Origin of the sequence: Nitrosospira multiformis (assembly GCF_900111585.1) — a bacterium.
Classification (GTDB): Bacteria; Pseudomonadota; Gammaproteobacteria; order Burkholderiales; family Nitrosomonadaceae; genus Nitrosospira; species Nitrosospira multiformis_B.
The window spans coordinates 51385-63153 of sequence record NZ_FOHI01000006.1 but is presented as its reverse complement, the minus strand read 5'-3'; the positions used below and the strand labels follow the sequence as shown (position 1 = coordinate 63153).

Sequence of the window (11769 nt, the reverse complement as noted above, 5' to 3'; positions counted from 1 at the left end):
ACTCGAAAGATATGCTCCCTTGGGAGCATCAATTACAGTTGACGCATATACGCGACCAGGTCGGACTTCTCCTCATCCGTAAGCTTGAGCCCCAGTACCAGATTGAAAAACTCGACTGTATCTTCAAGGGTCAGCAAACGGCCATCATGCAGGTACGGGGGGCTGTCCTTGATACCCCGCAGTGTGAAAGTCTTTATCGGTCCATCTCCTGGTTCATTCAGGAAGCGTTCGAGCTTCAGATCGTGCATCTGATGATCCAGGAATGTGGGAGGCTGGTGGCAGCTTGCGCATTGCCCCTTTCCGAAGAAGAGTTTCTCCCCGCGCATTTCCTTTTCCGTGGCTTTGGCTGGATCAAGTCTCCCGTCACTCTTGAGTTTTGGTGCGGGCGGAAAATCGAACATGTTCTGAAGCTGTGCCATATGACTTACATGAATCCGGTCAAATACGGGAAAGCCTTTTTTCATTGCACGGATCGGATCGCCATTGAAATAAGCGGTACGGAATTCGAACTCTGTGAAGTCTTCCACTGAACGCAGGCTACGTTTCGAACCGTGTATCTGCTGGTTATACATACCGCGCAGGCTTACCGTGTCGAGACGGAATCGGCGTTCTTCCGGGCGGATATCGGGACTCAGATGAAATTGCCCGGTCGTGTGGCCGTTGATGTGGCAATCGAGGCAAGTTACTCCAAGACTCGGTTCGGTACTTTTACGATCGTCCGTCGGATTGAATTCTTCCTGAGGCAGTGGCGTGAGTAGCATCTGCAACCCGTTGAGCTGGACGGGGGTCAAGATGTCTTTAAATAACCTATGAAAATTATTGATGGAAACCACCTCTCCCCGCGACACATCCCCTAACTCAGGCCGATTCTGGAGGAATATCGCTGGTGGAAACTCCGGCAAGAATGCTTCAGGTAAATCGAAATCGACATCAAATCGTTGCAGCCTGGGAAACATGTCGATCTGCATTTGGGGAAACACCTGACCCCCCGTGGATTGCTTGGGATGCGGAAGGGCTGGATATGGAAATGCGTTTTTGCTCTTTATCTCTTCAGGCGCCATTCCGGCGAGTTTTTGCCACGTCATGCCCGACGATAAGCGTGCCGTGGGGCCCACCGCCAGCGGCTTGCCGCGCGACATTTTTGCCTCCTTATCCAGCCGGGGCTTCAAATCATATCGCCGCTGCAGCAATTCACGCTGCGTTTGCATTACCTTTGGGCGCTCAGCCACATCTGCTTTCATGATTTCCTCAAAAGTTTGCATCGGCTTTTTGGCGTTGAACGGATCCCGGGAAAAATCAAATCCCAGAACCTTTCCGTTATCAGGTTGGTTCCCAAAAGCTGGCGAGGAAGGCATTGCATTCTTTGCATCAAAAATATTGGAACGATCATGTTCGTCTTTTTTCTGCTCCGACCGGGTGACAGAGACGCGGCGAGGTGTCTGGGCATCTTCAACCGCATCATGCGGGGCACGATTTGCGGAATGCTTTGCGCGATCGTCCTGACTCAGGGCGCCATTCATTCCCGCACTCAAGCTGAGGAATCCTGCACTCAGGATAAGGATATTCATATTTTTCATTGTCGATCCTCCTTTCTTACCTGCGGGGAGCCAGTACGCACTTATTCCCGCATTTTCTTGTCCGGATTTCCCATATTCAGCTAAACGATTGAAATAATGTCATGTCCAGGAAAACAACTCTGTTCGAAACCGCACACATGATCGCGCGGTCAGGCCAGGATCGGGAGGAGGCAGTATTCCAGTACTTCTGGCAGAAGGCGCCGGACAGCCGGACAATGTCCTGGCTTACTCGGCTGACTGAAAAAACCGTTTGAATCTTGCAGGAGACAGTTCGGAAGAATGGACAGCATGCGAAGCATAAAACGCTGCCAGACATTCGTATTCTTTTTTTACGACCTCATACTGCTCGCCCGCGCTTGCTTCCAGTTGCTGGCGGTCTGCAACTGCAAGATGTCCGCGGCGGCAGCGAATCGCACCGGCTGCCTGAAGCTTGTGCGCTGCAACCGTTACACTTTCGCGACGTACACCCAGCATGATTCCCGCCTGCTCGTGGGTTATATGAAGCTCATCTCCCGGCAGACGATCCAGACTCATCAATAAAAGATAGCTCAACTGCTGATCAACCGTATGGTACCGATTGGAAACGGCTACCTGTTCGGTTTGGACCATCAGAGCATGGGCAAAGCGCAGGACGAATTGCCTCAGTTCGTCGCCCAGCTCAAACTCATCCCTTACGAAGCTGGTTTTAATGCGATAACCCTTACCGGTGCTCAGCACCAGAACGCGAGCAGAATAGTTCTCCCCGCCCAGCAGCGCCGAAACACCGACCAACCCCTCGTTTCCGATGAGTCCGGTCTGTGTACACGCTCCGCTTGCCGTCTCATACAGACGTGCAACTACGGAGTTTGTCGGGAAATACACATATTTGAAAGGAAGACCAGGGTCGTAGATGACTTGACCGGCTGGCATGGGCACATGCTCAAGAAGAGGCAGTAAGCGGGTATAGCTCCCGGGAGACAGCGCTGCGAGAATCTTGTTCTGCTTGGGACTCTGCGGTGGAAGCATGATGAACTTCAATATAGGTCTGGCATCGGAAAATGTAGCCGGTACATGTCGCCCATAACGCTTGTCGTTTTATAGCAGTATTAGCAGTATTTCTAGGCCTGAGCTTATTCCTTTGCAACTCTGCCCCTCTCCGGGCATAAGACAGTCTTCAATTTTCATTCTGCAATTTCAGGACTTCAGAACATTTATCTCTACTACCCGGAGAATCAGAATGGTAGATATTAGCGAGTGCAATTACCGAATTCTGTACGGTGGCACACATAAACTTCCGAAGTCCTATTGATAAGACCGGCAAAGAAAGATGACAGAAATGGAAACGAACCTAGCAAGGGGAAAGAATCGGACAGGCGAATACAAAAGCCAGGACGATTGGGTTGACTGAAGTGTGCGTTCACATCGGCATGGGCCTGCCCTCCGTCAATGCCAGCCAGCCGCGAATGAGGCGGTATGCCACCCAGAATCCTGTGCCCACGATGAGAATGTACGCAAGCCCGATGCCGATGATGGTCGCAAACAACAGGGCTGCAATCACCAACCAAAGCAAGGTGTACCAGAAAGTGCGTATCTGCCAGCCGAAATGGGAATCAAGCCAGGTGCCGCGCACATCGCTCCGCTTCGCGTAGTTGAGAATCACTGCGACGATCGAGGGCCACCCGGTGAGAAAGGTCGTAATGATGAATGCCGGTCCCAGCATTCCCATCAGAACGCTGAAACCATGCAACAGATAGACGAGATGGCTGAGATGAAGCGGTCCAGCAGATACAGGACGTTCCATCCTTCGGTCGAACTCGCTCATGGTTGACGCTCCTCGCGCTTTTACGGGTAAGGAAGAGGGGAGAACAATACATCCTGCTCAGCCTCACGTTTGCAGGATTTCAAGGGATACGCCACCGGATCACTACTCCGTCGGGCAGAAAAACGTACGACTCGCATGCCTCAAGCTCATGCGCTACTACATTCGCATGCAACAGGCGGCTAATAGGACGCTATTTAGCCGCTGGCTCCTCCTCCGCGGGATCGTCGTAAATCTCGGGAGGGGGATTTCCGTCGTAAATCAAATGCTTGCGCTGCTGCAAATAGGCATCGCGTACGAACAGATAAGGCTCAAGCGCTGCTTCATCACGGATTTTCATCGGACCGGACAATCTTGCCCGCTTGTCAATGACCCCCAAAACGGAAAGCGGCACCGTGAGGGGGGCACCGATCACATAAGTTCCGATATAGAAAAGGACATTCGTAAATAGAGCGACTGGATATGAGGCAACATCGCGATTGCTGCTAGGCCCAAGCAAGGGAACAAAAAGGTAAGTGTTTGCATTCACCCCCCACACCCCCAGTGTTTGTCCAAAATCTTCATCGTGCTGGGTGAAACCCATGGAAGAAGCCGGATCAAAGAGCCCGGCGATACCAATGGTGGAATTGACGACGAAGCGCAGACCGTCACGAAACCCCTGGCGTACCTTGCCTTGCAGGAAATCATTCAGGACGACGTTCGGATACTGGATATTGTCATAAAAATTCCCGACTGAGCGCTGCACCCGGACGGGGACGTGATCAATATAAACCTCCGCCACCGGCTCGACGATTTTCCGGTCGATCACATCGGTAAAAGTGTAAAACTTGCGATTGATACCCTCAAATGGGTCGATCGAATCCGTATAGTCTGTGCTCTGATCGTTCGGCGCTGTCGATCCCTGCGTGCGGGTAGTAGCACACCCTGTGACGAGCATTGTGCAGGCAAGCAGCAAGAGGACAGTGATACGGTTATATGTCACGGATTATGAATGAAAATGACAAAAAGGATACGGAGCAATGAAACATGGCGAGGCATCTAACGCAAAGTATAAACATAAATCGTTCTGATGGCAGATAAAAAAGACGGGCCCGGGAATGGGCTGACAGGCACTGCGAAAAATTTACGGAAGAGGCTCGCTACTGTCCGGAACAAAATTGTTGACAGAAGGCTGCACGGACAAAAGGCAGCCATTTTGTAGCAGGGACAGAATCCCTTGAGCAAAACCTTGATCATCATTTCCGCGGAAGCGGAAATCCATTGACTTATCATATCCTCGCGTAAAAAAATCGGGACGCCCGCTTTTGCAGATATGACGATGTTTTGACATGAGCGAGGTGCCGGAATTCCTCGCTCCCGGTGTTCTCGGATAAGGAGTCCAGATGTAATCCTGGAAGAACTGAAAGAAGCTGGCAAATAAAGTTTCAATCCGTTAAACCAGTGACCGCAATCCTTCAGGGCCTTGGCTGCTAATTTCCGGCCAGCAGCGGGAAGAGAATGAGAGTAGGAAGAGAAACGGATGGGGAAATACGGTGAGGAGAGATTCGTAAAAGCTTTTGGACGCTTTATACTCTATGCATCCAGCCACTCAACTGTGAACGTGTATAACCTCTTTAACCTCTACATGACCACGCGAGGGTCTCTCCTCACGGGTATCAAGTGAAACAATCAGATCGAAAGTGCGCTCATCTGCTCCAGTTCCCCCACGATAGCACTGAGAGCGCGAAGGAAATCAGCAACTTGCTCCGAAGAATTGGAGGCGCCCAGACTTACCCGGACAGCGCAACGAGCCAGGGCGGGATCCACCCCCATCGCTTCCAGCACATGGCTTCGGCCGGGGTTGACACTGGAACAGGCCGCACCGCTTGCCACCGCGAAACCCGCCTTATCGAGACGTACTACCAGAGTATCTCCTTCGATACCCGGTAGCGCAAAATAGCAGGTATTGGGCAGACGGGAAGCGCCGAGACCAAAAACAGTCCCGCCCATTTCCAGCAGGCCCCGCTCCAGTTGCTGGCGCAATGCCGAGATATGCGTGGTATGTTCCGCTATTCGTCTCTTGACTAACTCGCACGCCACGCCAAATCCCACAATTGCGGGAACGTTTTCGGTACCCGAACGCAATCCGCTTTCATGCCCCCCCCCGTAGATAAGAGGTTTGAGCAGGAGCCGCTTATCCATGATAAGTGCCGCGGCGCCCTTGGGACCGTAAATCTTGTGGGATGACAGTGTCAGGGCATGTACATTGAGCGAGGCAAAATCGACAGATATCTTGCCAAACGCCTGCACCGCGTCCGTGTGAATCCAGGCACCTCGCGCGCGGGCCTTCTCCGCCACCATCGAAACATCCTGAATCACGCCTGTTTCGTTGTTTGCCAGCATGACTGAAACCAGCCCCGACTGTTGATGCGACAGTGCCTCGTCGAGGTCAGCCGGATCCAGTCGTCCCTGATTATCGACTGCCAGCCGGCGCAGATTCCAGCTTCCGCGCGAAGCCCGCGCTAATTCCTGCGCAGTTTTCATCACGCAGGGATGCTCAATCGCGCTTATCGCAATCTGTCCCGGCTTCATGTAACCCGCGGCACCCTGAATAAACAGATTATTGGCTTCCGACCCGCCGCTGGTGAAAATTACCTGCGATGGCTGCACCCCCACTGCATCCCCCACCTGCTCACGCGCGCGATCAACTGCCCGGCGAGCTGCAATGCCAGGAGCATGCCGGCTGGAGGGATTGCCGTACTCCTCCTGGAAATACGGCAACATGACATCAAGCGCGGTTTTATCGACAGCAGTCGTGGCGTTATGGTCGAAATAGGTGTAAGTCATCGACCGGATCCTTCAAACTCGTCGAAATGGAGAATCGGACTTGAAACCACCGGCTTACCGTTCAGGCAGGAACTGTACGATGTTGCGATGGGGAGCAGACTCTCAAATCCTGCAAGACAGCAATATCCTTCACCTTGGGGTTTGATACGAGCTGCTCCAGTGTAACCAGCGCCAGGTAATCGCGTATCCGCGCATTCAGGTTCGCCCATAAATCGTGGGTCATGCAGCGCTGATCATTGTGGCAGTTTTCCTTGCCTCCGCACTGGGTGGCGTCGATGGGCTCATCCACAGCCAGAATAATGTCTACTACAGATACCTCGTTCATGGGTTTGGTCAGGCGATAGCCGCCGCCAGGGCCGCGCACACTGCCCACCAGCTTGCTGCGCCGCAGCTTTCCGAACAACTGCTCAAGATAAGACAATGAAATTTTCTGACGTTCACTGATACCCGCCAATGTAACCGGCCCGTCCGCGCTGTGCAACGCAAGATCGATCATTGCCGTTACTGCAAAACGGCCCTTGGTTGTTAACCGCATTTTCTGCTCCCGAATAGAAATTGACACTGAGTGAAACCACAAAATAATCGGCGACAAATCCCGCAGAGTTGCCGGAACAAAGCGTTCCGAACAAATCTTCCTGATTCAATTCAACGAAAGCGCCCGTCGCGCACCCGTCCTGAATGCAGATGCTCCCTCCGAACGCCTTTCTCACGTAAACAATTCCAATACCCGACAACCAATACCCGACAACATTGATCAAGTATATAAATCCCCTTTGTCATGGTCAACTATTTTGTCCGGCTACTTTCGTTTAGACCTGACTGCCGTCAACTCTTCCCGTCATCATTCAATTTCGTTCGCATTCGGGAGCATCAGGAGTAAGCAGGGAAGCGGCAGCCTTCGCCTGCATCCGCTTCTCACAGGCGCTCAGTATCCCCCGTAATATATTGACCTCCTCCTTTTCCAGCCGCGCGCGGGCAAACAGCCTTCGCATGCGCTGCATCAGCCGTTTCGGCTCCTGCGGATCGAGAAAACCGCTACTGATTGCGACTTGCTCCAAGTGAGCGTAAAGCAACTCGATTTCATCGAACGTGGCCGCCATCCCGCCGCCACGCAGGGTCGACGAAGCAGGCGTGGTTTCCACCAAACCCATGCAGGCCGTGCGTAATTCGTACGCCATGACCTGCACAGCGCTGGCAAGATTGAGAGATGAATATTCCGGGTTGGCTGGAATATGGATGATAATCTGGCACTTGCTGACCTCAAGCGTGGTAAGTCCGGACATTTCCGTACCGAACACCAGCGCAACGAAATCCTTTTGCGCAAGATCGAGCAGTTTGGCCGCGCCCTGCCGGCCATCAAAAACTTCATGGGAGAGATCGCGTGGTCGGGCCGTTACTGCCGCTGCCAGAACAGTCCCGCTGAGCGCTTCATCGAGCGTGTCGCAGACTTTTGCCTTATGGAGGATATCCAATGCGCCGGTGGCCCGTCTTTCAGCTTCCTTGTCAGGGAAAAACTTGGGATTCACAAGATAGAGCGAATCCAGCCCCATGGTCTTCATTGCCCGGGCCGCTCCCCCGAGGTTACCGGGATGGCTGGTATGGCTCAGGATAATTCGGACTTTATCGAGCAGATGGAGGGGATTCACATTTAATCCGGATAGCCCATCAAAGGCTCCATTAGAGATGGCCTCCTGAGGCTGTGCGAGCGTAGCAGTCAGTTTGTAGCCATTTCGCCCGCTCGGATTCATGGACCTGGCTGCGGATTTTTCCCGATTGATAGAATCGTCTCGCCACTTGCCCCGTTATCATCTCGCGTCCTGATGGATTATCTGGGTTAAAATCCACTATTCACTTTATTTTGAATTCCGACAAATGCATCCCATGCTCACCATCGCGGTAAGGGCCGCGCGCCGCGCAGGCAGCATCATCAATCGTGCTGCACAGAACCTGGATTTACTGAATGTCTCGCGCAAGGCGCACAACGATTTTGTCAGCGAAGTAGACGGCGCCGCAGAAAACGCGGTTATCGAGACGCTGCTCGATGCCTATCCCAGCCATTCCATTCTAGCAGAAGAAAGCGGCGCTCAAGGTGATCCTAGCAAGTCTGAATATCAGTGGATCATTGACCCTCTGGACGGTACCACCAATTTTCTTCATGGTTTCCCGCATTACTCGGTTTCGATCGCATTGATGCATAAAAACGTTTTGTCGCAGGCAGTGGTCTACAACCCGACTGCCAACGAATTATTCACCGCAAGCCGTGGAGCAGGCGCCTATCTCAATGACCACCGCTTGCGCGTAAGCAAGCGCACTAAGCTTGGCGACTGCCTGATCGGCACGGGCTTTCCGTTTCGCGAATTCACGCATGCCGAGGCTTACCTTGCCATGTTCAAGGATATCATGCCCCGGGTGGCGGGGATCCGGCGCCCGGGTTCCGCCGCGCTCGACCTAGCTTACGTCGCGGCAGGACGATACGATGGCTTCTGGGAGTTCGGGCTGTCAGCCTGGGATATGGCGGCTGGCTGCCTGCTCATTACCGAGGCGGGCGGACTGGTAGGAGACATGGAAGGCAACGATACCTATCTGCAAAGCGGCAACGTGGTTGCGGGTAATCCGAAAGTCTTCGGCCAACTGTTGCAGGTTATTGCCCCACACCTGACATCGGAACTGAAGACGGCTCAAGGCGCGGGATGATGCCGACGGGGACGTCCGTGAAAAGACGGAAGCGGTAATCTCAGTTTTCCTGGCGCGACTCATCGCCGTCAATCCTGACAGGCAGTTCGAGGAAGATAGGCAACGCAAGGAAGGTGTGTGAAACAACCGGAGAAATAACATCATGTCCCCCTCCCCGGATGCCGAACGGCAGCGATTGGAAAACCAGCGGCAAGGCCGGGAAGCCTGGCGTCTATGGGGACCTTACCTCTCAGAACGCGCATGGGGCACCGTGCGGGAGGACTACAGTCCGGATGGAACGCCCTGGGAATATTTCGACCATGACCAGGCACGTTCGCGCGCTTATCGCTGGAATGAGGACGGGCTGGGCGGTATCTCGGACGAAGCGCAGCATCTCTGTTTCTCACTGGCGCTCTGGAACGGAAAGGATGCCATCCTCAAGGAGCGCGCCTTCGGTCTCGCCGGAAACCAGGGTAATCGGGGAGAAGACGTAAAGGAATGCTATTTCTACCTCGACGCCACGCCTTCTCACGCTTGGCTTCATTACCTCTACAAATACCCGCAATCCCCATTCCCCTATACGCAGCTGATCGAGGAAAATGCTCGCCGTTCGCGCGCAGAGCCGCCGTTCAACTTGATTGATAGCAACGCTTTCTCGGAAGACCGGTATTGGGATGTGGAAATCTTCTACGCCAAGGCGTCCCCTCATGAATTGCATATCCGCATAGTTGCTAGCAACCGAGGAAAAGACGAAGCTTTACTGTGGCTGCTGCCGCAATTGTGGTTTCGCAATTACTGGTCCTGGTCCGGAAAAGATGAGGTAAAACCTCTCCTGCACGCCGCCTCCGCGCCCCGGAATGCTGCCTGGGGGGTGATGGCAGAGCATCCCGCGCTGGGAAACTACTATCTCTACGGCCGGCAGCAAGCCGATCTTCTCTATACGGAGAATGAAACCAACAATACCAGGTTATGGGGCGTACCCAATGCCGGAGCATATGTTAAGGATGCCTTTCACCGTTATCTCGTGCAGGGTGAGCAATCCGCTGTAAATCCCGCGGGAAAGGGAACAAAATTCGGCGCAGCGCATAAACTCGCAATCCCATCTGGCAAAACAGGCATGATCGAGTTGGTGCTCACGGCTGAACCTAACCTTCAGCCGTTCGAAAATCAGGACAGGATTTTTGCGCAGCGCCGCGCCGAAGCCGATGCTTTTTTCCACACGTTCCTGACAGACGACGCCCCCAGCGAGGACCAGCGCATCCTGCGGCAAGCACTGGCGGGCATGATATGGACCAAGCAGTTCTATCACTACGACGTCTCCGGCTGGCTGAAAGGAGACCAGGCAACACCGCTGGCATCAAGGCAGCAGGTGCGCAACCACGCGTGGCCCCACCTCAAGGCGACCCATGTCATTTCCATGCCGGACACGTGGGAGTATCCCTGGTTTGCCGCCTGGGACCTCGCATTTCACTGCGCCACGCTGGCGCTCATCGACGTGGATTTTGCCAAGGAACAGATCGAACTGCTGCTGAATGAAAACTACCTGCATCCCAACGGGCAAATCCCCGCATATGAATGGACATTTAGCGATGCGAATCCGCCGGTGCACGCAATGGGCGCGCTCAAGGTATTCCGGGCCGAGCGAGTGCAGCGCGGCAGGGGTGATATCGGTTTCCTCAAACGCGTGCTGCACAAGCTTTTGCTGAATCATACCTGGTGGATCAATCTCAAGGATTCAACAGGCACGAATGTATTCGAGGGAGGATTCCTCGGACTGGACAATATCTCGGTATACAATCGCTCCGAGCCGCTCCCGCCGGGTTACACACTCAAACAGGCTGATGCAACCGGCTGGATGGCGATGTTTTCCCTGCAATTGACTGTCATGGCGCTGGAAATTGCGGTGGAAGATCCCGCCTATGAGAATATCGCTGTCCAATCCTATAGCCAGTTCCTGGCAATTGCCAATACGATTGCCGGACATACCGGAGCAGGCGTTTCCCTGTGGGACGACACCGACGGCTTCTTCAAGGATCTTGTCGTAGAACCGGATGGAAGGACGCACCGCATCGACGTTTTCTCCTGGGTGGGCATCATTCCGCTGTTTGCGTGTGAGGTCGTGGATGCCCGGCTGCTTGCAAACCGCAAACGTTTCACCGCACTGCTATGGGAACACAAGGGCGGCATGTTCGATGGGAGCGTGATATGCGCCTGCCCCATCGACACCAATGAACGGGGCGAACATCTGCTCTCCCTGGTGACCCCTGCGATGTTCGTCAAGATATTGCCCCGGATTTTTGATGAAGAAGAATTCTTTTCACCCCATGGCGTGCGCAGCGTCTCCAAGCGGCATGCCACGCAAGGAAGCCTCGGCCATATCCCGGGCGTCGGCAATGCTGTCATCCGTTATGTTCCAGGCGAATCCGACTCCCCCCTTTTCGGCGGCAACTCGAACTGGCGTGGACCGGTGTGGATGCAGACCAACTATCTGCTGATTCAGACTATCGAAAAGATGCACCGTTACCTCGGTGATGCCTTTACTTTTCCCGCCCCCTGCCTGAATCATTGCAAAATCGACCTCAAATACGCTGCCAATACGCTGACGGAACGGCTGGTGGATATTTTCCGCCGTGATGAATCCGGGCTGATCCCGGCCTTCCCCGAAAAGAGCCCGCATCAGACGAGTCCTCATTGGCGCGACCTGCTGCTGTTCCATGAGTATTTTCACGGTGAAACCGGGCGGGGGTTAGGCGCGGCTCATCAGACCGGCTGGACCGGCCTGGTGGCGAACCTGGTGATGCGGCGATATCGGAAGGGGATTCCGGAGTTTTGGAAGCAACAGGGTTCTGCAAAGACTTAGCATGGTTAAATGGTTACTTCACAAAGAAATAAATG

General features: G+C 53.8%; 9 protein-coding genes. 2 read left to right on the top strand and 7 right to left on the bottom strand.

Translation table 11 applies throughout. From position 1 onward, the window contains the following. Nucleotides 1-32: 32 nt before the first annotated feature. The 7 genes from BMW46_RS10230 to BMW46_RS10195 form a co-directional block, all read right to left on the bottom strand. Nucleotides 33-1577 carry a cytochrome B6 gene (locus tag BMW46_RS10230; protein ID WP_074708130.1) on the bottom strand — a complete coding sequence of 515 codons (1545 nt, stop codon included), beginning with the start codon at nucleotides 1575-1577 and terminating at the stop codon, nucleotides 33-35. 225 nt (nucleotides 1578-1802) lie between these two features. Beyond that, nucleotides 1803-2582 carry a Crp/Fnr family transcriptional regulator gene (locus tag BMW46_RS10225; protein ID WP_074708127.1) on the bottom strand — a complete coding sequence of 260 codons (780 nt, stop codon included), beginning with the start codon at nucleotides 2580-2582 and terminating at the stop codon, nucleotides 1803-1805. 391 nt (nucleotides 2583-2973) lie between these two features. Continuing rightward, nucleotides 2974-3378 carry a DUF4870 family protein gene (locus tag BMW46_RS10220; RefSeq protein WP_074708125.1) on the bottom strand — a complete coding sequence of 135 codons (405 nt, stop codon included), beginning with the start codon at nucleotides 3376-3378 and terminating at the stop codon, nucleotides 2974-2976. 190 nt (nucleotides 3379-3568) lie between these two features. Beyond that, complete coding sequence (locus BMW46_RS10215; protein ID WP_256377036.1) at nucleotides 3569-4357, bottom strand: MlaA family lipoprotein; 789 nt, start codon at nucleotides 4355-4357, stop codon at nucleotides 3569-3571. 686 nt (nucleotides 4358-5043) lie between these two features. Then, nucleotides 5044-6201: a cysteine desulfurase family protein gene (locus BMW46_RS10205; RefSeq protein WP_074708116.1), complete on the bottom strand. Its 1158-nt coding sequence runs from the start codon at nucleotides 6199-6201 to the stop codon at nucleotides 5044-5046. Between the two features lie 61 nt (nucleotides 6202-6262). Continuing rightward, the gene (gene iscR / locus BMW46_RS10200; protein WP_074708114.1) at nucleotides 6263-6736 is read right to left on the bottom strand and encodes a Fe-S cluster assembly transcriptional regulator IscR; all 474 of its coding nucleotides are present in this window, start codon (nucleotides 6734-6736) and stop codon (nucleotides 6263-6265) included. Nucleotides 6737-7046: 310 nt separating this feature from the next. Next, on the bottom strand, nucleotides 7047-7847 hold the full coding sequence (locus tag BMW46_RS10195) for an RNA methyltransferase (protein WP_074708421.1): 801 nt from the start codon (nucleotides 7845-7847) through the stop codon (nucleotides 7047-7049). 226 nt (nucleotides 7848-8073) lie between these two features. On the opposite strand from BMW46_RS10195, the gene BMW46_RS10190 reads away from it, so the two are divergent. Both BMW46_RS10190 and BMW46_RS10185 read left to right on the top strand, forming a co-directional pair. Beyond that, nucleotides 8074-8895, top strand: coding sequence for an inositol monophosphatase family protein (locus BMW46_RS10190; RefSeq protein WP_074708111.1), 822 nt, complete (start codon nucleotides 8074-8076; stop codon nucleotides 8893-8895). A gap of 142 nt (nucleotides 8896-9037) precedes the next feature. Beyond that, nucleotides 9038-11734 (top strand): MGH1-like glycoside hydrolase domain-containing protein, encoded by a 2697-nt coding sequence (locus BMW46_RS10185; protein ID WP_074708109.1) that lies wholly within the window; start codon nucleotides 9038-9040, stop codon nucleotides 11732-11734. Nucleotides 11735-11769: the final 35 nt, after the last annotated feature.

Bases quoted from the DNA above. Each gene is read 5' to 3' on its own strand.
- BMW46_RS10230 (WP_074708130.1), bottom strand. From the start codon at position 1,577: ATGAAAAATATGAATATCCTTATCCTGAGTGCAGGATTCCTCAGCTTG.
- BMW46_RS10225 (WP_074708127.1), bottom strand. From the start codon at position 2,582: ATGCTTCCACCGCAGAGTCCCAAGCAGAACAAGATTCTCGCAGCGCTG.
- BMW46_RS10220 (WP_074708125.1), bottom strand. From the start codon at position 3,378: ATGAGCGAGTTCGACCGAAGGATGGAACGTCCTGTATCTGCTGGACCG.
- BMW46_RS10205 (WP_074708116.1), bottom strand. From the start codon at position 6,201: ATGACTTACACCTATTTCGACCATAACGCCACGACTGCTGTCGATAAA.
- iscR (WP_074708114.1), bottom strand. From the start codon at position 6,736: ATGCGGTTAACAACCAAGGGCCGTTTTGCAGTAACGGCAATGATCGAT.
- BMW46_RS10190 (WP_074708111.1), top strand. From the start codon at position 8,074: ATGCATCCCATGCTCACCATCGCGGTAAGGGCCGCGCGCCGCGCAGGC.
- BMW46_RS10185 (WP_074708109.1), top strand. From the start codon at position 9,038: ATGTCCCCCTCCCCGGATGCCGAACGGCAGCGATTGGAAAACCAGCGG.